This window comes from Terrabacter aerolatus, assembly GCF_007991735.1.
GTDB lineage: Bacteria > Actinomycetota > Actinomycetes > Actinomycetales > Dermatophilaceae > Terrabacter > Terrabacter aerolatus.
Map to the genome: position 1 here is coordinate 1 of NZ_BJYX01000013.1, position 23,434 is coordinate 23,434.

General features: G+C 71.1%; 17 protein-coding genes. 14 read left to right on the forward strand and 3 right to left on the reverse strand.

The window, feature by feature from the left end; translation table 11 throughout:
- From infB to TAE01_RS12625, 6 genes are all read left to right on the forward strand, one after another.
- A partial coding sequence (infB, locus tag TAE01_RS12600; protein ID WP_147066958.1) for a translation initiation factor IF-2 occupies window positions 1-2,656 on the forward strand: 2,656 nt, incomplete at its 5' end.
- A gap of 191 nt (window positions 2,657-2,847) precedes the next feature.
- Complete coding sequence (rbfA, locus tag TAE01_RS12605; RefSeq protein ID WP_147066960.1) at window positions 2,848-3,339, forward strand: 30S ribosome-binding factor RbfA; 492 nt, start codon at window positions 2,848-2,850, stop codon at window positions 3,337-3,339.
- Window positions 3,336-4,286, forward strand: a complete 951-nt coding sequence (truB, locus tag TAE01_RS12610; RefSeq protein ID WP_147066963.1) for a tRNA pseudouridine(55) synthase TruB — start codon at window positions 3,336-3,338, stop codon at window positions 4,284-4,286. Before rbfA ends, truB begins: the two co-directional genes overlap by 4 nt.
- A gap of 68 nt (window positions 4,287-4,354) precedes the next feature.
- Window positions 4,355-5,326: a bifunctional riboflavin kinase/FAD synthetase gene (locus TAE01_RS12615; RefSeq protein ID WP_246111318.1), complete on the forward strand. Its 972-nt coding sequence runs from the start codon at window positions 4,355-4,357 to the stop codon at window positions 5,324-5,326.
- A gap of 38 nt (window positions 5,327-5,364) precedes the next feature.
- Complete coding sequence (gene rodA / locus TAE01_RS12620; protein ID WP_246111319.1) at window positions 5,365-6,528, forward strand: rod shape-determining protein RodA; 1,164 nt, start codon at window positions 5,365-5,367, stop codon at window positions 6,526-6,528.
- A gap of 193 nt (window positions 6,529-6,721) precedes the next feature.
- Window positions 6,722-8,584: an AMP-dependent synthetase/ligase gene (locus TAE01_RS12625; protein WP_147066964.1), complete on the forward strand. Its 1,863-nt coding sequence runs from the start codon at window positions 6,722-6,724 to the stop codon at window positions 8,582-8,584.
- Between the two features lie 9 nt (window positions 8,585-8,593).
- On the opposite strand, the gene TAE01_RS12630 is transcribed toward TAE01_RS12625, so the two are convergent.
- Window positions 8,594-9,748 carry an MBL fold metallo-hydrolase gene (locus TAE01_RS12630; RefSeq protein ID WP_147066966.1) on the reverse strand — a complete coding sequence of 385 codons (1,155 nt, stop codon included), beginning with the start codon at window positions 9,746-9,748 and terminating at the stop codon, window positions 8,594-8,596.
- A gap of 115 nt (window positions 9,749-9,863) precedes the next feature.
- On the opposite strand from TAE01_RS12630, the gene TAE01_RS12635 reads away from it, so the two are divergent.
- Window positions 9,864-11,855, forward strand: a complete 1,992-nt coding sequence (locus TAE01_RS12635) for a TIGR03960 family B12-binding radical SAM protein (protein WP_147066968.1) — start codon at window positions 9,864-9,866, stop codon at window positions 11,853-11,855.
- 115 nt (window positions 11,856-11,970) lie between these two features.
- On the opposite strand, the gene TAE01_RS12640 is transcribed toward TAE01_RS12635, so the two are convergent.
- Window positions 11,971-14,442 (reverse strand): hypothetical protein, encoded by a 2,472-nt coding sequence (locus TAE01_RS12640; RefSeq protein ID WP_147066970.1) that lies wholly within the window; start codon window positions 14,440-14,442, stop codon window positions 11,971-11,973.
- A gap of 362 nt (window positions 14,443-14,804) precedes the next feature.
- On the reverse strand, window positions 14,805-15,338 hold the full coding sequence (locus tag TAE01_RS12645; RefSeq protein ID WP_147066972.1) for an NUDIX hydrolase family protein: 534 nt from the start codon (window positions 15,336-15,338) through the stop codon (window positions 14,805-14,807).
- Window positions 15,339-15,697: 359 nt separating this feature from the next.
- Between TAE01_RS12645 and ileS the strand changes: the two genes are divergently transcribed.
- The 7 genes from ileS (at window position 15,698) to TAE01_RS12680 (ending at window position 23,434) form a co-directional block, all read left to right on the forward strand.
- On the forward strand, window positions 15,698-18,985 hold the full coding sequence (gene ileS, locus TAE01_RS12650) for an isoleucine--tRNA ligase (protein WP_147066974.1): 3,288 nt from the start codon (window positions 15,698-15,700) through the stop codon (window positions 18,983-18,985).
- Window positions 18,986-19,023: 38 nt separating this feature from the next.
- Window positions 19,024-19,578, forward strand: coding sequence for a GNAT family N-acetyltransferase (locus tag TAE01_RS12655; RefSeq protein WP_246111320.1), 555 nt, complete (start codon window positions 19,024-19,026; stop codon window positions 19,576-19,578).
- Window positions 19,575-20,966: a bifunctional folylpolyglutamate synthase/dihydrofolate synthase gene (locus TAE01_RS12660; protein ID WP_147066978.1), complete on the forward strand. Its 1,392-nt coding sequence runs from the start codon at window positions 19,575-19,577 to the stop codon at window positions 20,964-20,966. Before TAE01_RS12655 ends, TAE01_RS12660 begins: the two co-directional genes overlap by 4 nt.
- Window positions 20,967-21,004: 38 nt before the next feature.
- Window positions 21,005-21,451 (forward strand): hypothetical protein, encoded by a 447-nt coding sequence (locus TAE01_RS12665; RefSeq protein ID WP_147066980.1) that lies wholly within the window; start codon window positions 21,005-21,007, stop codon window positions 21,449-21,451.
- 64 nt (window positions 21,452-21,515) lie between these two features.
- Window positions 21,516-21,956: a DUF4233 domain-containing protein gene (locus tag TAE01_RS12670; RefSeq protein ID WP_147066982.1), complete on the forward strand. Its 441-nt coding sequence runs from the start codon at window positions 21,516-21,518 to the stop codon at window positions 21,954-21,956.
- Window positions 21,953-22,381: a nucleoside-diphosphate kinase gene (gene ndk / locus TAE01_RS12675; protein WP_147066984.1), complete on the forward strand. Its 429-nt coding sequence runs from the start codon at window positions 21,953-21,955 to the stop codon at window positions 22,379-22,381. Before TAE01_RS12670 ends, ndk begins: the two co-directional genes overlap by 4 nt.
- 18 nt (window positions 22,382-22,399) lie before the next feature.
- The gene (locus tag TAE01_RS12680; protein WP_147066986.1) at window positions 22,400-23,434 is read left to right on the forward strand and encodes a rod shape-determining protein; all 1,035 of its coding nucleotides are present in this window, start codon (window positions 22,400-22,402) and stop codon (window positions 23,432-23,434) included.

Sequence of the window (23,434 nt, forward strand, 5' to 3'; positions counted from 1 at the left end):
GGCTCCGGCGTCGTCGACGCCCGCCGCACCTGCGGCCCCCGCCGCCCGCGCGGCAGCTCCGTCGCCCGCCCGGGCGACTCCCGCACCCTCGGCTCCGGCCCCCAAGGCTCCGGCACCGGCTGCTCCGGCGCCGGCCGCCCCGGCACCGGCGGCTCCCGCCGCGCCGGCCGCCTCGGCTCCGAGCCGGGTGCAGTCCAGCCGTGACGGTGGTCAGCAGACCTCCGGCGTCCCGGCCTCCCCGCGTCCGGCTCCCCGTCCGGGGCAGCCGCGTCCGGGCAACAACCCGTTCGCCCCGAGCCAGGGCATGGGCCAGACCCGTGCTCCCCGTCCCGGTGGCGACGCCGGGCCGCGCCCGGGCAACAACCCGTTCAGCACGAGCCAGGGCATGCCGCGTCCGCAGCAGCGTCCCGGCGGCCAGGGTGGTCCCGGCGGCCAGCGTCCCGGCGCTCCCGGCGGCGCACCGCGTCCCGGTGCCGCTCCCGGCGGTCGTCCTGCTCCCGGTGGCGCACCGCGTCCCGGTGGTCCGCGTCCCAGCCCGGGCATGATGCCCGAGCGCAGCACCGTCGGTCGTCCGGGCCAGCGCCCGGCCGGCGGCCCGGGCCGTGGTGGCCCCGGTGGCGGTGGCCGCGGTGGTTTCGGTGGTGGCCCCGGTGGCGCCCCCGGCGGCCCCAACCGCGGTGGCTTCGGTGGCCCCCGTGGCGGTGGCGGCGGTCGCGGGTCGACGGCTGGTGCCTTCGGCCGCGGTGGCGGTCGTCCGGTGCGAGGCCGCAAGTCCAAGCGCGCCAAGCGCCAGGAGTTCGAGCAGATGCAGGCCCCGAGCCTGGGTGGCGTCACCGTCCCCCGTGGCGACGGCAAGACGACCATCCGCGTCCGTCGTGGCTCCTCGCTGACCGACTTCGCCGACAAGATCAACGCCAACCCGGCATCGCTCGTCACCGTGCTCTTCCACCTCGGTGAGATGGCCACGGCCACGCAGTCCCTCGACGAGGACACCTTCAAGGTGCTCGGCGCCGAGCTCGGCTACGACATCCAGGTCGTCTCCCCGGAGGAGGAGGAGAAGGAGCTCTTCGACGCCTTCAACATCGACCTGGAGACGGGTATCGAGGGCGAGGACGACGAGGACCTCGAGGCGCGCCCGCCGGTCGTCACGGTCGTGGGTCACGTCGACCACGGAAAGACGCGCCTGCTCGACGCGATCCGCAACGAGGACGTCGTCGCCGGCGAGGCCGGTGGCATCACCCAGCACATCGGTGCCTACCAGGTCCACCGCGAGCACGAGGGCGTGGAGCGCGCGATCACCTTCATCGACACCCCGGGTCACGAGGCGTTCACCGCCATGCGTGCCCGTGGTGCCAAGGTGACCGACATCGCGATCCTCGTCGTCGCCGCCGACGACGGCGTCATGCCGCAGACCATCGAGGCGCTCAACCACATGCAGGCCGCCGACGTGCCCATCGTCGTGGCCGTCAACAAGATCGACGTCGAGGGTGCCAACCCGGCCAAGGTGCGCCAGCAGCTGACCGAGTACAACCTCGTCGCCGAGGAGTACGGCGGCGAGACGATGTTCGTCGACGTGTCGGCCCGCCAGGGTCAGAACATCGACGGGCTCCTCGAGGCGGTCCTCCTCACGGCGGACGCAGCCCTCGACCTCCGGGCCAACCCGGAGAAGGAGGCCCGCGGTGTCGCGATCGAGGCCAACCTCGACCGCGGTCGAGGCGCCACGGCCACGGTGCTCGTCCAGACCGGAACGCTGCACGTCGGTGACTCCATCGTCGCCGGCTCGGCCCACGGTCGCGTCCGCGCCATGCTCGACGAGCACGGCCAGAACGTCGACGAGGCCGGTCCGTCCCGCCCGGTCCAGGTGCTCGGTCTCAGCTCGGTGCCGCGCGCCGGTGACACGTTCGTCGTGGCGCCGGACGACCGCACGGCCCGTCAGATCGCCGAGCGGCGTGAGGCTGCCGACCGTCAGGCCGTGCTCGCCAAGGCCCGCAAGCGCATCTCGCTCGAGGACCTCAACGAGGCCCTCGCGGCGGGCAAGGTCGAGACCCTCAACCTCATCCTCAAGGGTGACGTGTCGGGCTCGGTCGAGGCGCTCGAGGACGCGCTGCTCAAGATCGACGTCGGCGACGACGTGGACCTGCGCATCATCGACCGCGGTGTCGGCGCCATCACGATGAACAACATCAACCTCGCGATGGCCTCGAACGCCGTCATCATCGGCTACAACGTCCGGGCCGAGGGCCAGAACGCCGACTACGCCGAGCGCGAGGGCGTCGAGATCCGCTACTACTCGGTGATCTACCAGGCCATCGACGAGGTCGAGGCGGCGCTCAAGGGCATGCTCAAGCCGGAGTTCGAGGAGGTCGAGCTCGGCACGGCGGAGATCCGCGAGATCTTCCGTTCGAGCAAGTTCGGCAACATCGCCGGCTCGATCGTGCGCAGCGGCGAGATCAAGCGCGGCACCAAGGCGCGCATCACCCGCAACGGTGTCGTCGTGTCCGAGAACGTCGAGGTGGCCGGTCTGCGCCGCTTCAAGGACGACGTCACCGAGGTCCGTGAGGGCTTCGAGTGCGGTATCAACCTCGGGTCGTACAACGACCTGCAGCTCGGTGACCTCATCGCCACCTACGAGATGCGCGAGAAGCCGCGCGCCTGAGCACGGCTGCACGTACGCGACGGCGCCGGCCCCCACGGGGGTCGGCGCCGTCGCCGTCCGCAGGGACCACCCGACCTGCGACGCACCGGGCCGGGGAATGCAGCACGTCCCCGGCCCGCTACTAGGGTGAACACCACGCCGACCCGGCTCGACCCGGTCCGGCCGCACGACACACGAAAGCAGAGGTAGCCATGGCTGACCCCGCCCGCGCCCGCAAGATCGCCGACCGGATCAAGGTCATCGTCGCCGAGTACCTCGAGTTCCGGCTCAAGGACGAACGCCTCGGGTTCGTCACCATCACCGACGCCCGCGTCACGGGTGACCTGCAGCAGGCGTCCGTCTTCTACACCGTCTTCGGCAGCAACGAGGACCGTGCGGCCACGGCCGAGGTCCTCGAGGCCAACAAGGGGCGCATCCGCTCGGCCGTGGGCAAGGGCATCGGCATCCGCCTGACGCCGTCGATCGAGTTCATCGCCGACGCGCTGCCCGAGGGCGCCGCGCACCTCGAGGACCTCGTGGCGCAGACGCGTGCCCGCGACGAGGAGCTCGCCCGTGCCGCCGCCAACGCCAAGCCCGCGGGCGACGCCGACCCCTACCGCAAGCCGGTCGACCGCTCCGAGGACGAGGGTGACGGCAGCGACCTGACCGGTGCCGGGGTGGACGCCGACGTCGACGCACGATGACCGACCGTTCGGGAGGCCTGCTCGTCGTCGACAAGCCGGCCGGCTGGACGAGCCATGACGTCGTGGCGCGGGCACGCCGGCTCTGCGGCACCCGCCGCGTCGGTCACGCCGGCACCCTCGACCCCATGGCGACGGGCGTGCTCGTGCTCGGTGTCGAACGGGGCACGAAGCTGCTGACCTTCCTCGTCGGCTGCGACAAGTCGTATGCCGCCACGATCCGTCTCGGGATGGCCACCCTGACCGACGACGCCGAGGGGGAGACGACGCAGGCGCTCGGTGTCGACGACGTCCCTGCCCTCGAGGCGGCACTCCCGGCCGCCGTGGCCGCGCTGACCGGTGACATCGAGCAGGTCCCGAGCTCCGTCAGCGCCATCAAGGTCAAGGGCGTGCGCAGCTACACGCGGGTGCGCCAGGGCGACACGGTCGACCTGCCGGCCCGTCCGGTGACGGTGAGCCGCTTCGAGGTCCTGTCGGTGCGTCCGGCGTCCGAGACGCCCGAGGTCGGTCCGCCGATCGACGTCGTCGACGTGGACGTCGAGGTCGACGTGTCCTCGGGCACCTACGTCCGCGCGCTCGCCCGCGACCTCGGCGAGGCCCTCGGTGTCGGCGGGCACCTGACGGCGCTGCGGCGCACGCGCGTGGGACGCTTCGAGATCGGTGACGCGGTGTCGCTCGACGACCTGACGGCCACGTCCGAGACCGACGGGCCGGACGGCATATCCCTGCTCCCCATCGCCGCCGCGGCCCGCGCCCAGCTGCCCGTGCACGAGGTGTCGGCCCAGGAGGCCACCGCGCTCGGCTACGGCCAGCGCATCCCGAGCGCGGTGCGGGGCGCCGACGCCGTCGCGGCGATCGACCCGGACGGGCGTCTGGTCGCCGTGCTCGACGAGACCCGCGACACGGCACGGGCCAAGGTGGTCTTCGCCGCCTCCGGGACCGGCGCCTGATGTCCTCGGGCGGGCACACGGGCGGACCCTCGGGCGCCCGCTCGGACGCGGCCACTACAGTGGGCGCCGTGCAGCGCTGGTACGGACTCGACGACATCCCTGCCGACCTCGGGCCCACCGTCGTCACCCTCGGCAACTTCGACGGGGTGCACCGCGGGCACCGCGAGGTCCTGACGCGCGTCGTGCGCGAGGCCGCTGCCCGCGACGCCCTCCCGGTCGCGGTGACCTTCGAGCCGCACCCCATCGCGGTGCTCTACCCCGAGCGGGCGCCGGCCGCCGTCATGTCGTTGGCGCAGCGTCTCGACGCGCTCGAGGCCGTCGGCCTCTCGGCGGTGTTCGTCATCGAGTTCACGCACGAGTTCGCCCAGCAGACGCCGGAGCAGTTCGTCCGCAGCACCTTCGTCGACGCGCTCGGAGCGTGCGCCGTGGTCGTCGGCAAGGACACCCGGTTCGGGGTGCGCAACTCGGGCGACGTCGCCACGCTCCGTGAGCTGGGGGAGGCGCACGGCTTCGACGTCGTCGCGCTCGACGACATCGGCGAGGGCGCCGCGGAGGGGGCTCGCTGGAGCTCCACGCAGCTGCGGGCCGAGCTGCTCGGCGGCAACGTCGACCACGCCACCCAGATCCTCGGGCGCCCCCACCGCGTCACCGGTGCCGTCGTGCACGGCGACCACCGCGGCCGCGAGCTCGGCTACCCCACGGCGAACCTCTCCCAGGACCATGAGGGCCTCGTGCCCGCCGACGGGGTGTATGCCGGGTGGCTCGTCCGCTTGGACCTCGACGGGAGTGCCCCCGACCGCACGCTGCCGGCGGCGGTGTCGGTCGGCACCAACCCGACGTTCGACGGGCACCAGCGCCGGGTCGAGGCCTACGTCCTCGACCGCACCGACCTCGACCTCTACGGGGAGCGGGTCGCGGTCGAGTTCGTCTCGCACCTGCGGCCCACGCTGAGGTTCGACACGATCGACTCGCTCGTCGAGCAGATGGCCCAGGACGTGGCCCGGTGTCGCGAGATCCTCTCGGCGATCGTCCCGTCCTAGCGCGGACGGCGGTCCGACCCGCACGGAACGTCTCGCCGGTGAACTCCGGTGAGGGCATCAGGGGCGTCAGGGGCAGGGCCTCGACGTGGCTGCGCAACGACGTCGGGCTGCTCATCGGAGCCCTCGGGCTCTCCCTCGTGGGGGTCGTGCTCGTGTGGTCCGCGACGCGGGCCTCCTCAGGAGGCTCCGCGGCGCTCAAGCAGCTCGTCGCGCTCGCCGTGGGGATGGGCTGCGCGGCCGCCGTGACGCGCCTCGACGTGCGTACCGTGCGCGCCCTCGCCCCCGTCGTCTACGTGCTCGCCGTCCTCGGCCTGGCAGCCGTCGTCACACCGCTCGGCTCGACGGTCAACGGCTCGCGCTCCTGGATCCGGCTGCCGGGCGGCATGAGCCTGCAGCCGTCGGAGTTCATGAAGGTGGCCCTCGCGGTCGGGCTCGCCATGCTCCTGGCGGAGCGCGCCGAACGCGGGCTGCGCCAGCGCCACCGTGACGTCGTGCTCGCGTGGGTCGTGGCCGGCATACCCGTCCTGCTCGTCCTCGCCCAGCCCGACCTCGGCTCGGCGCTCGTGCTCGTGGCGATGTCCGTCGTCATCATCGCCGCGGCGGGCGCGCCGTGGCTCTGGACGGCGGCGGTGCTCGTCGCGGGGGCGGGGGCCGTGGCGGCGGCCTTCCTCACCCCGGTGCTCTCGGGCTACCAGCGCAACCGGCTCCGGGCCTTCCTCGACCCGACCCTCGACCCGCAGGGCATCGGCTACCAGACCCGGCAGGTGCGCATCGCGATCGGCTCGGGCGGCCTGGGCGGCCAGGGCCTGTTCGCGGGACGACAGACCCAGGGCGGGTTCATCCCCTTCCAGGAGAGCGACTTCGTCTTCTCCGTCGCCGGGGAGGAGCTCGGCTTCCTCGGGGCCGCGGGCGTGGTGCTGCTCATCGGGTTCATCGTCGTGCGCTGCCTCGTCGTGGCCCGGCGGGCCGATGCCTTCGGGCGCCTCGTCGCGATCGGCGTGGCCGTGTGGCTGGGGGTGCAGGCCTTCGAGAACGTCGGCATGAACCTCGGGCTCATGCCGGTGACGGGCCTTCCCCTGCCGTTCGTGTCGAGCGGGGGCTCCTCGCTCATCGCCTCGTGGGTCGCGGTGGGTCTCGTCGGCAACGTCGCGAGGGCGTCCGGTCGGGTGCGTCGCACCGTGCCGCGGCAGGCGACCGGCTGACCTCGGCAGGGACCTCGGCAGGGACCTCAACCGGGGCGCCGTGGCCCGACCTCGTGGGTTACCCGGCGGTCACGTTTCGATGAGGAACGTCGACAGTGCGTGACTGAGGAGGCGATTGTTGACATCATCCCGGCATGGCGGGCGCCCGCTGACGCCGATGACGGGCAGGCCCGCAGTGACGAAGGAGTCCACCATGCCTCTCCAGGCCCTTGCCGACCGGACCGTCGACCAGAACGTCCTCGACGGCCGCGCCCCGAGTGTGGGCGCGCTCTTCCGCAGCCGGGTCCGGGCCACGCCCGAGGCGCCCGCCTACCTCTACTTCGCCGAGGGATCGAGCGAGCTGACGACCCTGACCTGGGCGCAGACCCACGAGGTCGTCGAGCAGTGGGCAGCCGGACTCATCAGCCTCGGGATGCAGCTGGAGGACCGCGTCGCCATCGCGTCGACGACGCGCGTCGAGTGGATCCTCGCGGACCTCGCCGTCATCTGCGCCGGTGGCGCGACCACGACCGTCTACCCGACGACGATCGCCGAGGACGTCGCCTACATCCTGGCCGACTCGGGCAGCGGCATCGTGTTCGCCGAGAACGAGGAGCAGGTCGCCAAGCTCCAGCGCGTGCGCTCCGAGGTGCCCGGCGTGCGCCAGGTCATCGCCCTGACCGGCCCCGGCAGCGACGACGGCTGGGTCATCACGACCGACGAGCTCGCCGAGCGCGGGCGTGAGTGGCTCGCCGCGACCCCCGACCTCGTCGACTCGCGCATCGACCAGCTGACGCCCGAGTCCCTCGCCGTCGTCATCTACACCTCCGGCACGACCGGCCGACCCAAGGGCGTGCGGCTCGTCCAGGACAGCGTCGTCTACGAGGGTGCCGTCATCGACGCCATCGGCACGTTCACCAGGGACGACCTGCAGTACCTGTGGCTTCCCCTGTCGCACGTCTTCGGCAAGATGCTCCTCGCCACGGGGCTGCAGATCGGCTTCCCGACGGCCGTCGACGGCCGGGTCGACAAGATCGTCGAGAACATGGCGATCGTCAAGCCGACCTTCATGGCCGGTCCGCCGCGCATCTTCGAGAAGGCGTACGGCCGGATCGCGTTGATGTTCGCGGGGGAGACGGGCGTCAAGAAGCGGCTCATCGACTGGGCCCTCAAGGTCGGTGGCGAGATGCGCGATGTCCAGGCCCGGGGCGAGCAGCCCTCGTCGGGGCTGCAGCGTCGGCACGCCCTCGCGACGCGTCTCGTGCTGCACAAGGTCCAGGAGCGTTTCGGTGGCCGGGTCCGTTTCATGATCAGCGGCTCGGCCCCGCTCAACGCCGACGTCGCCCGCTGGTTCGGCTCGGTCGGCCTGCTCGTCCAGGAGGGCTACGGCCTCACCGAGACCTCGTCCGGCACGACCGTCAACGCCCCCGACCACGGCGCCTACCAGTACGGCTCGGTGGGCTGGCCGCTGCCAGGCACCGAGGTGCGCATCGCCGAGGAGGATGGCGAGATCCTCGTCAGGGGCCCGGGCGTCATGCGTGGCTACCACAACAACCCCGAGGCGACGGCCGAGGTGCTGACCGAGGACGGGTGGTTCCACACCGGCGACATCGGCCGCATCGACGAGCGCGGGTTCCTCTACGTCACCGACCGCAAGAAGGACGTCTTCAAGACCTCGGGCGGCAAGTACATCGCGCCGGCCGAGATCGAGGCGCGCTTCAAGGGCCTCTGCCCGTTCGTCAGCCAGTTCCTCGTGCACGGCGCCGGGCACAACTACGCCACGGCGCTCGTGACCCTCGACCCGGACGCGGTGACCGGCTGGGCGCCGACCGTCGGGCTGGCGGGCAAGCCGTATGCCGAGGTCGTGGCCTCGTCGCAGGCCCGCGCGCTCGTCCAGCGCTACGTCGACCAGCTCAACGACGGCCTGAACCGGTGGGAGACGATCAAGAAGTTCACGATCCTCGACGCGGACCTGACCGTGGAGGGTGGCGACCTCACCCCGAGCATGAAGCTGCGCCGCAAGGCCGTGACCGAGAAGCACCGCGCCGAGCTCGACGCGATGTACGACGGCGCCTGACCTCCGGCCTCAGGCCCGCGCCGGCAGGTCGACCACGACGCCGGAGTCGGCCCGGTCGGGCTGGGGGAAGACGACCCGGTGGCCGTGGGCCCGGACGAGCCCCGGGTCGGCCCAGCGCGCCGTGCGGGCGGTGCGGTAGTTGAAGCACAGCGTCGGCCCGGCCGGCGCGTCGAGCACGACCCGGGCGATGGCAGGGTCGTCCGGGTGGTGGAAGACGTCGCCGTTGGTCGAGACGAGGTAGTGACCGGCCGGCGCCGCGGCGAGGAGCGCCGCCACGACGTTGGCCTGGCTGCCGTGGTGCGGGAGCTTGATCGCGTCGACGGGGAGGCTCTGCTGACCCCGGGCCCGGGCCACACCGTGCAGTCCCGCCGCGAGCACGTCGCCGTAGGCGTCGGCCCCGAGCACGATGCTCGCGCCGCGGTGCTCGAGGAGCAGCGCGATGCTGCTGCCGTTGGGCACCGACGAGTCCGTGGGTGTTCGCTCGCCGGCGAGGTGGGGCAGGTCGTCGAGCGGTCCGAGCACGTCGACGGGCGGCGTGAGGCCCCGGTCGCGGGGTTGCAGCGCGGCGTGCAGGGTCGAGGTCCAGGTGGCGGCGAGCTTGGCGAGACCTGCTGGGGTGGGCGAGAGCACCGTGAGCGTGGGGCCGTCGGGAACCGTGACCGTGGTGGGTCCGCCGCTCGGTGCACCGGCCGGTGCGGCCTCGACGGGCCCGCCCCCGAAGGCGGTGTTCCACGGCAGGGGGTGATTGGGGGTCTGCGCGCCGGGCCTGCCGGACTTCGCGGTGCCGAGCGGTCCGAGCAGGGCGGTGACGAGGCTCTCGCCCTGCTCGATGCTGCGGGTCGCGCCGGGGGCGCTGGGGGACAGGTGCGTGCGGCCGTTGAACCAGAAGTCCCCGACGTCCGCCGCGAGGTCGCTCGAGAGGAAGGGGATCATGCCCCCGATGTGGTCGTTGTCGACGTGGGTGACGACCACGACGTCGATGTGGCGGTCGGCGGGGTCGAGGCGGCGCAGTCGCGCCTCGAGGAGGGGCCACGTGTCGGGGGGGCCGCCGTCGACGACCATCCGCCAGGTCGGGCCTCCGGGGCGTGGGCACTCGACGAGGAGGCAGTCGCCCAGGCGCGCGGGCAGCACCTCCACGTGGATCGCCGTCGGCACCGTCGCCACCCTTGCCTCCTCGGGCCCAGACTAGGACGGCCCGCGGTGCGTGTCCGGGGGTTCGTGCAGCCGGTGCGCTCTCTGGTGTTTTCGCACGCCCGGCGCCCCCACGTACGATGGTCCAATGCCCGGTGAGTCACTGTTCAACGCCCTCGAGCCCCTGCTGGAGCGGGTCAACAAGCCCATCCAGTACGTCGGTGGCGAGCTCAACTCGACGGTCAAGGACTGGCACGTCGGTGGCCACGGCCCCGGCGGCGAGGAGCTGACCACGCGGTGGGCGCTCATGTACCCCGACGCCTATGAGGTCGGTGTCCCCAACCAGGGCGTCATGATCCTCTACGAGGTCCTCAACGAGCGTGCCGACGCGCTCGCCGAGCGGACGTATGCCGTGTGGCCCGACATGGAGGCACAGCTGCGCGAGGCGGGCCTGCCGCAGTTCACCGTCGACGGGCACCGCTCCGTGCGGGACTTCGACCTCTTCGGGCTGAGCTTCTCGACCGAGCTCGGCTACACGAACATGCTCACGGCGCTCGACCTCGCGGGCATCCCGTTGCACTCGGGCGATCGCGACGTCGACGACCCGATCGTCATCGCGGGTGGCCACGCGGCGTTCAACCCCGAGCCGATCGCCTCGTTCATCGACGCCGCCATCGTCGGCGACGGCGAGCAGGCGGTGCTCACCGTCACCGACATCGTGGGGGAGTGGAAGGCCCAGCGCCGGCCCGGTGGTCGCCGCGAGGTGCTGCTGCGCCTCGCGCGGACCGGCGGTGTCTACGTGCCCGCCTTCTACGACGTGTCCTACCTGGCCGACGGCCGCATCCAGCGTGTCGCCCCCGCAGCCGATGCTCCCGGCGTGCCGTGGCGCGTGTCCAAGCACACCGTCATGGACCTCGACGCGTGGCCCTACCCGAAGCAGCCGCTCGTGCCGCTCGCCGAGTCCGTGCACGAGCGCATGTCGGTCGAGATCTTCCGCGGCTGCACGCGCGGCTGCCGTTTCTGCCAGGCGGGCATGATCACCCGTCCCGTGCGCGAGCGGTCGATCACCGGCATCGGCGAGATGGTCGAGCGCGGTCTCGCCGCAACGGGGTTCGAGGAGGTGGGTCTGCTCTCGCTGAGCTCGGCCGACCACTCCGAGATCGCCGACCTGGCCAAGGGCCTCGCCGACCGCTACGAGGGCACCCAGACGGGCCTGTCGCTGCCGTCGACGCGTGTCGACGCGTTCAACATCGACCTCGCCAACGAGCTGACCCGCAACGGTCGCCGCTCGGGCCTCACCTTCGCCCCCGAGGGCGGCTCCGAGCGCATCCGCAAGGTGATCAACAAGATGGTGTCCGAGGAGGACCTCATCAAGACCGTCGCCGCCGCCTACGGCGCGGGCTGGCGCCAGGTCAAGCTCTACTTCATGTGCGGCCTGCCCACCGAGACCGACGAGGACGTGCTCCAGATCGCCGAGCTCGCCAAGAAGGTCATCGAGACGGGCCGTCAGGTCTCGGGTCGCCGTGACATCCGGTGCACCGTGTCGATCGGTGGCTTCGTGCCCAAGCCGCACACGCCGTTCCAGTGGGCCTCCCAGCTCGGCGTCGAGGAGACCGATGCCCGGCTGCTCAAGCTGCGCGAGGCGATCCGCGCCGACAAGCGCTACGGCTCGTCCATCGGCTTCCGTTACCACGACGGCCAGCCGGGCATCGTCGAGGGACTGCTCTCGCGCGGTGACCGCCGGGTCGGCAAGGTCATCGAGGCCGTGTGGCGTGACGGAGGTCGGTTCGACGGGTGGAGCGAGCACTTCTCCTACGAGCGCTGGATGCGCTGCGCCGACGAGGCCTTCGCCGACGTGCCCGTCGACCTCGCCTGGTACACCACCCGTGAGCGTGGCGAGTCCGAGGTGCTGCCCTGGGACCACCTGGACTCGGGCCTCGACAAGGACTGGCTGTGGGAGGACTGGCAGGACGCGCTCGACGAGACCGAGGTCGACGACTGCCGCTGGACCCCGTGCTTCGACTGTGGCGTGTGTCCCCAGATGGGCACCGAGATCGAGATCGGCCCCACCGGCAAGACCCTGCTGCCGCTGACGGTCCTCGGCTCCGGCCGCCAGGACCTGCTCGAGCACCAGCACTGACGCGTCCGCCGCTCGCTCAGGACGGCCCGACCGGTGAACCGGTCGGGCCGTCCTGTTCCAGGTGGTGCTGCCTGCTGTGGTGGTCCGGCCGCCCCGTCGGCCGGTCCACGGGCTCTCAGTTGGTGATGGTGAGCTGAGTCGACTCGCAGTGGTTGCTGCCGGACACGAGGTCGTTGGTGCTCGTGAAGACCACCTTCCAGGACACGGTCTTGGACGTGCCGACCGAGACCGTGGTGTTGCTCGTCGACTTCGTCGCGGGCGAGGCCTGGTCGACCGGCACCGTCTCGGTGGCACGAAGGACGGTGCCCGTGCAGTCGGGGCTGTCGTACAACGTGAAGGCGATCGAGCCCTTGAGGGCGGTCCCGCCGACCGAGGTGATCGTGGCCGAGTCGTTCGGCAGCCACGTCTGCGCGGAGGTGGCTCCCGTGGTGTCACTCACCGTGAAGCACTCGCTGACCCTGGAGTCGCTCGAGTTGGTGTAGTTGTCGGTGCTCGACTTGTACTCGGCACGGAAGCACCAGGTTCCCACCACGTCGGCGACGACGGCGTTCGAGTCCGCCGTTGCCGTGTTGGTGCCCGTGACGGCTGACAGAGGCTTGCCGGGCTGCGCCGGCGTCGCGGTGCCACCGGTGTTGCAGGTGCCGCCGTTGGCCGTGACCTGGCTCGGGTTGCAGATGTAGAAGTCCACCGATCCAGCGGGTGCGCCGCCGGCAGCGGTGCCCGTGACCACGGCGTGGTCGGTGACGGACGTGTTGACTGCGACGTTGCCGGAGATGGGTGAGCCGGACACCTGAGGTGTGGTGACGGTGGTCGTGGAGTCAGGGTTGACCTTCACGCACTCTGTGGTGCTGCCGGTGTCGTCGGACGGATCGTAGGTGGAACCCGAGGGGACGTACGTGGCGCGGAAGCACCACACCCCGGCGATGCTGCCTGTGACGGCACCCGACACCGCTGCTGCGGCGGGCGGGCTGCTGCTCGCGACAGCCGACAGGGTCTTCGGGTTGCCGGTCACTGCGGTGCCGGTCCCTGCGGCGCAGGCTCCGCTGGTCAGCTGGTTCGGGTTGCAGACGAAGAAGTTGACTGCGCCTGTCGGAGTCCCGCCCACGGCGGTCCCCGTCACGACCGCACGGTCGAAGAGGGACGTCCCCAGGGGGACACCGGTCGTGGTGGGGTTGGGGATGGCGACCCCGGAGCTGTCGCTCGGCGTCGTGACGGTCGTCGTCGGGATGGTCCGCACGACGAAGCACTCGGCAGCCGAGTTGGTCTCGGTCAGGGCGTCAGGGTAGTTGCTGTCGCCCGCATAGCTCGCCCTGAAGCAGTACCGGCCGGGCACGAGGGCCTTGGTCGAGGTGTTCACCGCAGAGGACGTCGCCTGGACCTGGCCCGCGACCGGCGGACTGGCCGCAGCGAGCGCGACAGGGCTTCCGACCTGAGTGCCTGCTGGCGCGACGCAGTTCCCGGTGGCGATCGGCCCGCAGAGGAAGAACGTCACGTTGCCGGTGGGGAGCACGGTGGATCCCTTGAAGGCCACGACGGCCGTGTCGGTCACCGGTGTCCCGGGAGACACCGCTCCGCTCGGGGTCTCATCGGCGCTCGGCGTCGTCGTCATGGACGCGCTGCAGAGGGCGAACTGCCCCAGGACGAAGTCCTTGAGGGTCGCGGTGGTCGAGGTCGAGGATCGGGTCTCGGCCGCGAAGCTCGAGAAGCACTCGCCGCCGAGGTTGATCGCAGGATCGCTCAGGTTGACGCCGCCCTCGTAGAACTCGCCGTTGAGGTAGCTGCTGTTGCCGCTCTTGTCCTTGAAGGGCCAGGGTGCAGCGGTCGCGTTGTTCGGGTTGACCAGTCCGCAGAACACGTCGTTGGTCGACGTGCCGCACTCTGCGCTGGCGCTGCCGTTGAGCAGCGTGAGCGTCCCGCTGGAGGCGGATCCGGTCCACCGGTAGATGTTGATGGTCGACGTCGTGCCGCCGTTGCTGAAGTCGCTGAGGATCAGCAGGTCCCCGTCCTTGTGCTGCGCCGGGTTGCCCTTGCTGTCGACGAAGGCCCCGGTCGTGGGGTCGACCTTCACGGTGTTCTGGAAGAACCAGAAGCCCTGCTGGGCGTCTCCGCTGTTGTCGAAGCGGTCGGAGCCGAAGTAGAGCACCTCGCAGTTCGCAGCCGTTGCCGGGGCCTTGCAGGACGTGGTGTTCTTCGGGACGGAGTAGCGCGCAGCGAAGGCGTGCTGCAGGTTGTCCTTGTCCGGAAGACCACCGAGCTGGTCCTTCGAGGCCCACCCCGACAGCGGCAGGGGGTCCTTGGACCCTCCACCGGTGAAGATCGTGGCGTTCTGTGCGCCGTCGTCCGCCCAGGCAGCCGCCGTGTTGCTGGTCGCGAGCGCGCCGGCGGCGGTACAGAGCGGGGTCGCCGCCGTGGCGGTGACGGCCCTGCAGACCTCGTCCCAGTCGTCCGGTGCGTGAGTCGTGGCGTTCTGTGCCCCGTTGGTCACGGCGTTGCCGTCCAGCTCGAGGAGGTTCAGCTCGTGCACGGCCAAGGCGGAGGGCGCGAGGAAGAGAGCTCCTGAGAGGGCCAGTGCGGCCGAGGCGACCATGACGGTGGCTTTGCGGTGCGGCGTGGTGTTGCGTGGCCTCGACGAGGCCTTCCCCCGAGACACGTTCCATGAAAGGTGCATGTGTGTCTCCATGTGTGCAGGTGTGAACCCGTCCCCCCGCGCCGGGATGGAGAGCGCTGTCCGGCGATGTGACCGCGGCTCGCGGGACAAGGGGTCGACCACGAGAGATGCCGGTGTCACGAAGTCGCCCACACAGGGTCGGCCAACGCTCAGTTGTCGACGTTAGGCCCGTGCTCCGGGTCACACGGGCGATCCTCAGAAGCCGTCCCTTATGGGAGGCAAGTCCATGACCAAGTCACGAACTGTCCTGTCTTTCAGGCTATTCCAACCGGTAGGCGCCTTTAGACGGGGAAACCCACGTGCGCCAGGGCCTGGCGGACGAGGACGCCGTGGGAGCCCGGCATCTCACCCCGAGCCGCGAGCGACGCGGCCTCCTCCGGGGTGACCCAGGAGAGGTCGAGGGCGTCCTGCTGCGGACGGCAGTCGCCGCTGACCGCGATGACGAAGGCCAGCGACACGGCGTGCTGGCGCGGGTCGTGGAAGGGCGTCACGCCGGGGGTGGGGAAGAACTCGGCGACCGTGAACGGCTGCGGCGAGAGCGGGATGCGGGGGAGGGCCATCGGGCCGAGGTCGGACTCGACGTGACGCACGAGCGCGTCGCGGATCCGCTCGTGGTAGAGCACCCGACCCCCGACGACCTCCTGGCCGATGCCACCGTCGCTGTCGGCGCGCAGCAGCAGCCCGACGTGGGTCACGACGCCGCGGTCGTCGACGCGGACCGGGATCGCGTGGACGTAGAGGATCGGGAGTCGGTCACGGGCGTTGTCGAGGTCTTCGCGGCTCAGCCACGCACCCGTCGTGTCCACTTCGGTCATGACGTCATCCTGCCAAACGTGGGCGGGGACCTCGGGCGGGGTCCGTCCGCGGCGCGTCGCGCAGGTCCGCTCGGGCCGGCCCGGCGCGCCGAGAGGCTAGACTGACGCCCACAGGCGTTCGAGCCGTCATCAGCGGTGAGCCTCCGGAAGAACAGGGCGCAAGCTCCCACTAGACCCGGACGGGTGGGCCCGTCACAGCCTTCGACAAGAGCGGCCGTATGCCGTCTGCCCGAGCGGGTGGGAGCGTGCGGCAAGCGGGGTGGTACCGCGGCAGCCTCCGGCAGGAGACGTCGTCCTCGTGGCACGGATGAGTGACCAGCACGAGTGACCAACAGACGCGAACGCAGGAGACCACGAGCATGACCTACCCCAGGGTCACCACGAACGACGACGCCGACCGGCCCGCCACCGGCGGGGTCCCGTCCAACCCGCGCTTCCCCGAGATCGAGCAGCGGGTCCTCGCGTACTGGGCCGAGGACGGCACGTTCCTCGCGTCCGTCGAGGGCCGTGACGCGGGCACCGACGGCGACAACGAGTTCGTCTTCTACGACGGTCCGCCGTTCGCCAACGGACTGCCGCACTACGGCCACCTGCTCACCGGCTACGTCAAGGACATCGTGCCGCGCTACCAGACGATGCGCGGCAAGCGGGTCGAGCGCCGGTTCGGCTGGGACACCCACGGACTGCCGGCCGAGCTCGAGGCCCAGCGCCAGCTCGGCCTCAAGACGAAGCAGGACATCGTCGAGCTCGGGATCGACCGCTTCAACGACGCGTGCCGGAGCTCCGTGCTGAAGTACACCGGCGAGTGGCGCGACTACGTGACGCGCCAGGCCCGCTGGGTCGACTTCGACCACGACTACAAGACGCTCGAGCCCGACTACATGGAGTCGGTCATCTGGGCGTTCAAGCAGCTCCACGACAAGGGCCTCGTCTACGAGGGCTTCCGCGTGCTGCCGTACTGCTGGAACGACCAGACGCCGCTGTCCAACCACGAGCTGCGCATGGACGACGACGTCTACAAGATGCGCCAGGACCCGGCCGTCACCATCGGCCTGCGCCTCGAGACCGGCGAGCTCGCCCTCGTGTGGACGACGACGCCGTGGACCCTCCCGGCCAACCTCGGCATCATGGTCGGCCCCGACATCGACTACGTCGTCGTCGAGTCCGACGTCACGGGCACGACGGAACGCTACGTCATCGGCGAGGCCCGCCTCGCGGCATACGCCAAGGACCTCTTCGGCCCGGACGTCGACCGCGACACGCTCGACGAGCGGGTCGTCGAGCGCCTCAAGGGCTCCGACCTGCTGGGTCGCGCGTTCACCCCGCCGTTCTCCTACTACCGCGGCCACGAGCGCGCCCACCGCGTGTTCCCGGCCGACTTCGTCACCACCGAGGACGGCACGGGTCTCGTCCACACGGCCGGTGCCTTCGGTGAGGAGGACAAGATCGTCACCGACGCGGCGGGCATCGAGCCCGTCATCCCGGTCGGGGCCGACGGCCGGTTCCTCTGGCCCGTCACCGACTACGAGGGCATGCACGTCTTCGACGCGAACGCCCACATCATCGACCACCTCAAGGCCGCCACCCGTGGCGAGGGCGAGACCGGCTCCGTCACGCCCGGCACGGTGCTGCTGCGCCGCGAGACCTACGACCACAGCTACCCCCACTGCTGGCGCTGCCGCGAGCCCCTCATCTACATGGCCGTCTCGTCGTGGTTCGTCGAGGTCACGAAGATCAAGGAGCGGATGCTCGAGCTCAACCAGCAGATCGAGTGGACGCCCTCGCACATCAAGGACGGCCAGTTCGGCAAGTGGCTGGCCAACGCCCGCGACTGGTCCATCTCGCGGAACCGCTTCTGGGGCAGCCCGATCCCGGTGTGGAAGTCCGACAACCCCGAGTTCCCGCGCATCGACGTCTACGGCTCGTTCGAGGAGCTCGAGCGCGACTTCGGCGTCGAGGTGAAGGACCTGCACCGACCGTTCATCGACAGCCTCACCCGGCCCAACCCGGACGACCCGTCCGGGCGCTCCACCATGCGCCGTGTCGAGGACGTGCTCGACGTGTGGTTCGACTCCGGGTCGATGAGCTTCGCCCAGGTGCACTACCCGTTCGAGAACGCCGACTGGTTCGAGCACCACTTCCCGGGCGACTTCATCGTCGAGTACATCGGGCAGACCCGCGGCTGGTTCTACACGATGCACATCCTCGCGACGGCGCTCTTCGACCGGCCCGCGTTCAAGACGTGCGTCAGCCACGGCATCGTGCTCGGCTCCGACGGCCAGAAGATGAGCAAGTCGCTGCGCAACTACCCCGACGTCTCCGAGGTCTTCGACCGCGACGGCGCCGACGCGATGCGCTGGTTCCTCATGAGCAGCCCCATCCTGCGCGGTGGCAACCTCATCGTCACCGAGCAGGGCATCCGCGACGGCGTGCGCCAGGTGATGATCCCGCTGTGGAACGCGTGGTCGTTCTTCTCGCTCTACGCCAACACCGCCCGCGGCGGCGAGGGCTACGAGGCCAAGCGCTCGACGAGCTCCGCCGACGTGCTCGACCGCTACCTGCTCGCCAAGCTGCGCGAGTTCGTCGGCGACATGACCGAGCAGCTCGACACCTACGAGATCGCCGCCGCGTGCGACACGATGCGGGGCTTCCTCGACGTGCTCACCAACTGGTACATCCGGCGCTCCCGCGACCGGTTCTGGGGTGGTGAGACCGACGAGTCCCTCGCCGCCTTCGACACCCTGTGGACCGCGCTCGAGACCGTCACGCGGGCGACCGCCCCGCTGCTGCCGCTCGTCAACGAGGAGATCTGGCGCGGTCTGACGGGGGAGCGCTCGGTCCACCTGACCGACTACCCGACGACCGACGACCTGCCGGCGGACCACGAGCTCGTCGTGGCCATGGACCGGGCCCGTGAGATCTGCTCGACGGGATCGAGCCTGCGCAAGGCGCGCGGCCTGCGCGCGCGACTGCCCCTCGCGGAGCTCACGGTCGTGACCCCCGACCCGGCGAGCCTCGAGCCGTTCCGCGCGATCATCCAGGACGAGCTCAACGTCAAGGCTCTGACCCTCGTCGAGCTCGCCTCGGCGAGCGAGTCCGACTTCGGGGTCAGCCAGCGCCTGACCGTCAACGCCCGCGCGGCCGGTCCGCGCCTGGGCAAGGACGTCCAGCGCGCCATCAAGGGCAGCAAGTCCGGTGACTGGACCGTCGACACCGACGGCACGGTCACCGCGGGAGGCCTCGCCCTCGTAAAGGGCGAGTACACCCTCGAGACCGTCGTCGCTGGCGACGGTGGCTCCGGGGCCACGGCCATGCTGCCCTCGGGCGGCTTCGTCGTGCTCGACACGACGGTGACCCCGGCGCTGGCCTCCGAGGGGCTGGCCCGCGACCTCGTCCGTGCCGTTCAGCAGGCGCGGCGGGACTCCGGTCTGCACGTCAGCGACCGCATCAGCCTCACGGTCCTCGGCGGTGACGAGGTCTTCGAGGCCACGGTGACCCACCGCGACCTCATCGTCGGCGAGACGCTGGCCACGCAGTTCGCCGCGGCCGGTCCTGACCACGCCCTGCCGGCCGGACTGCCGGGCAGCACGACCGACGTCGTCGTCGGTGACAACCACGAGGCGACGATCCTGGTGGTGAAGCGATGATCGCCGGGAACCGAGAGCACGAGCTGGAGGCCGCTGACGTGAGCACCACCCCCCGACCACACGCTGACGAGGCACACGCCACCACCGTGGCCGGCGACGGGATCGTCATCCGGGGGGCCGTCGGCGACGACCTCTCGGGTGTCCTGTCGGTCGGTCACCGCACGTGGCTCGCGACGTACGAGCCCATCGCCGGCCCGGAGTACGTCGCCATGGGCCTGGCCAAGTGGTGGACCAGCGACGTCGTCACCGACTCGATCCGCAAGGGGCGCACCCTCGTGGCCGTCGAGGGCGACGACGTGGTCGGGGTCGCGACCTTCGGTCCGCAGGACGACGCCTTCGTCCTGTGGAAGCTCTACGTCCTGCCCGGGCACCACGGCCACGGGATCGGCTCGCGCCTCATGGATGCCGTCGTCGACCGGGCGCTCGAGAGCGAGCAGTCGCGCATCACGCTGTCCTACCTCGAGGGCAACCAGCAGGCGGCGCGCTTCTACGCCAGGCGCGGCTTCGTCGAGACGCACCGTGAGACGCCCGGCTCCGGGCTCCCGGAGAGCGTGTGGATGGTGCGCGAGCTCGACGGGGGTGACCGGGCATGAACGGACGTCCCGACGCCGCCGCGGTGGAGGCAGCGCGCAACCTCGAGGAGATGAAGCGGATGCGCGAGATCGAGGAGGAGATCCTCGGCCGCGCCCCGGAGAACGACATCGGCCCGTCGCTCGAGCGCATCCGTGCGGTCATGGAGCTTGCCGGCGACCCCCAGCGCAACTACCCCTCGATCCATCTGACCGGCACCAACGGCAAGACCTCGACGAGCCGGATGATCGACTCGATCCTCCGCGAGAGCGGTCTGTCGACCGGACGCTTCACCTCTCCACACCTGCACGACATCCGTGAGCGGATCACGCTGTCGGGCAAGCCGATCCCGCGCGAGAAGTTCATCGCCGCCTACGACGAGGTGGCCCCGCTCATCGAGCTCGTCGACGCCCGGTCGCTCGAGTCCGGCGGTCGGCGGATGAACTTCTTCGAGGTGCTCGTCGCGCTCGCCTACGCCGCCTTCGCCGACGCACCCGTCGACGTCGCCGTCATCGAGGTCGGGCTCGGCGGCTCGTGGGACGCGACGAACGTCGTCGACGCCCAGGTGGCCGTCGTGACACCCGTCGACCTCGACCACACCCAGATCCTCGGTGACGACGTCGTGTCGATCGCCGAGGAGAAGAGCGGCATCATCAAGGCCGACTCGGTCACCGTCTCCGGCGTCCAGGACGAGGACGTCGCACGCGTGCTGCTCGACCGGGTGGAGGAGGTCGGCGGCGCGCGGATCGTCTTCGAGGGCAACGACTTCGGAGTCCTTGCCCGTGAGGTCGCCATCGGCGGCCAGCAGGTCTCGATCCGCGGCCTCGCCGGGGAGTACGCCGACCTCTTCCTGCCGCTCCACGGCGCCCACCAGGCGAGCAACCTCGCAACCGCCATCGCAGCCGTCGAGTCCTTCGTCGGCGGTGGCGAGCAGCGCATCGAGCCCGAGGTGCTCACGGCGGCCGTCGCCTCGATGACGTCGCCCGGGCGGCTCGAGGTCGTCCGGCGGTCACCGACCGTCCTCGTCGACGCGGCCCACAACCCGCACGGTGCCCGGTCCCTCGTGGCCGCCCTCGACGAGGCCTTCTCCTTCACGCGGCTCGTCGGGCTCGTCGGCATCGTCGCCGACAAGGACGCCACCGGGATGCTGGAGGTGCTCGAGCCCGCGCTCGACCACATCGTCGTCACGCGCAGCTCGTCCCCGCGCGCGATGCGTCCGGACGACCTCGGCAAGCTCGCGGTCGAGCTCTTCGGCGAGTCGCGCGTGACCGTCGTCCGGGACCTGCCGGACGCGCTCGAGCAGGCCGTGACCCTGGCCGAGTCCGAGGGGATGGGCGGCGGGGTCGTGGCCACCGGCTCGGTCATCACCGCGGGCGAGGTCCGCATGCTGCTCGGCCTCACCGACGTCTGACCCGACCACCCCCTCGACCCCGATCTAGGCTGGCCCCCATGCCCCCCTTGGTGAAGCTCGTCCTCATCGTCATCGTCATCCTCGCGGCCGTCGTCCTCTGGGGTCGTGTCATGGGGCGCCGGGACCCCGACCGCGAGCTCGTCGGCCTCACCGACGGGGTGCGTGCCAGGGTGAGCCGCGAGATCAGCGCCGGGCACAAGATCAACGCCATCAAGATCTACCGGGAGGCCACCGGGGCGCCGCTGGCCGACGCCAAGCGTGCCGTCGACGGCTGGTTCGTCCCCGGCCAGGGCCCCGGGGTCCGTGACGCCGCGGCGTCCTACACCGAGGGGCGGCTCACCGACGAGGGCCGGGCACGCATCAGCCAGCTGATCCTCGCCGGGCGACGCGAGGACGCCATGACCCTCTACGCCGAGGCGACGGGGGCCAGTGGCTCCGAGGCGCGAGCCATCATCCGGACGTGGGACACGACCCAGGACTACTGAGCCACCAGCCGCCCACGACGGCACCGACCACCAGCAGCACGACAGCCGAGGCGACACCATCCCCATGAGCCCGACCATCTTCTACGGCCAGACCGGCAAGTTCACCTTCCGCATGCTCGCGACGGTGCTCGGCGGCCAGTCCATCTGCATCCTGCTCGGCGCCCTCGTGGCGCGGGCGATCGCGGCGGCCGACGAGGGCAGCAGGTCCGGCACGGCATACCTCGTCGTCGGCCTCGGCCTCGGTGCGCTCTGCATCGTGGCGGCAGGCCTGATGCGCCGCCCCTGGGGCGTGACCCTGGGCTGGGTCGTGCAGGCCCTGACGCTTCTCAGCGCCCTCGTCGTCCCGATGATGTTCGTCGTCGGGTTGTTCTTCCTCGCCCTGTGGGTGACCTGCCTCGTCAAGGGGGCCAAGGTCGACGCCGAGATGGCCCGCCGCGAGGCCGCCGCGGGCACGGGTGAAGCGGGCGCCGGCGCCGGCGACGCGGCCGATAGGGTGGACGGGTGAGCATCGAACGATCCCTCGTCCTCGTCAAGCCCGACGGTTTCCAGCGCGGCCTCACCGGTGAGGTCCTGCGCCGCATCGAGGGCAAGGGCTACCGCCTCGTCGCCCTCGCGGTGCTGACGCCCACCCGCGAGCAGCTGGCCGCGCACTACGCCGAGCACGAGGGCAAGCCGTTCTACGAGCCCCTCGTCGAGTTCATGAGCTCGGGTCCCGTCACGGCCGTCGTCGTCGAGGGCCAGGACTGCGTCAAGGGTTTCCGCAGCCTCGCCGGCGCCACCAACCCGACGGACGCCGCTCCCGGCACCATCCGCGGTGACCTCGGTCGCGACTGGGGGACCAAGGTCCAGCAGAACATCGTGCACGGATCGGACTCCCACGAGTCCGCCACACGCGAGATCGGCATCTGGTTCCCCGATCTCGAGGGCTGATCGGGGCACAATCCCTGCATGACCTCCCGACCGTGGCTGCGCCCCCTCGGGCGTGACCTCGCGATCGACCTCGGGACGGCCAACACCCTGATCCACGCCCGTGGGCACGGGCTCGTCATCGAGGAGCCGTCGGTCGTCGCCGTCGAGGTCGGCACCGGACGGCTCGTCGCCGCCGGCACGCGGGCCAAGGAGATGCTCGGGCGGGCGCCGGGCACGATCCGCGCGGTCCGGCCGCTGCGCGACGGCGTCGTCTCGGACGCCGACGAGACCGAGCGCATGCTGCGGTGGTTCATCGACCAGGTGCGCACCTCGCGTCTCGTCCGACCGCGCATGGTGCTCTGCGTGCCGAGCCAGGTGACGGGCGTCGAACGGCGTGCCCTCGAGGACGCCGCCACCCGCTGCGGTGCCCGTCGCGTCTACATGATCGAGGAGCCGATGGCGGCCGCGATCGGTGCCGGGCTGCCCGTCTACGAGACGGCCGCGAGCATGGTCGTCGACATCGGTGGCGGCACGACCGACGTCGCCGTCATCAGCCTCGGGGGCATCGTCACGTCGAGCTCGCTGCGCATCGCCGGCGACGAGATCGACGAGGCGCTGGTCAGCCACGTCAAGAGCGAGTACTCGCTCCTGCTCGGTGAGCGCAGCGCCGAGGACATCAAGGTCGCGGTCGGCTCGGTCTTCCCGCTGCGCGAGGAGCTGACGACCCGCGTGCGGGGCAGGGACCTCGTCACCGGCCTGCCCAAGACGGTGCAGGTCGGCTCGGTCGAGGTGCGCCGGGCCATCGAGACGCCGGTGCTGCAGATCATCGAGCTCGTGCGGGCCACGCTCGACGTCTGCCCGCCCGAGCTCGCGGGCGACATCCTCGACCGCGGCATCACCCTGACGGGCGGCGGCGCGCTCCTGCGAGGTCTCGACGAGCGCATGCGTCACGAGCTGGGCGTGCCGGTCCAGGTGGCCGACGACCCGCTGCGCGCCGTCGCCCGGGGCGCCGGTCGGTGCGTCGACGACTTCGACAGCCTCGAGCGCGTCCTCGTCGGGGACCACCGCCTCTAG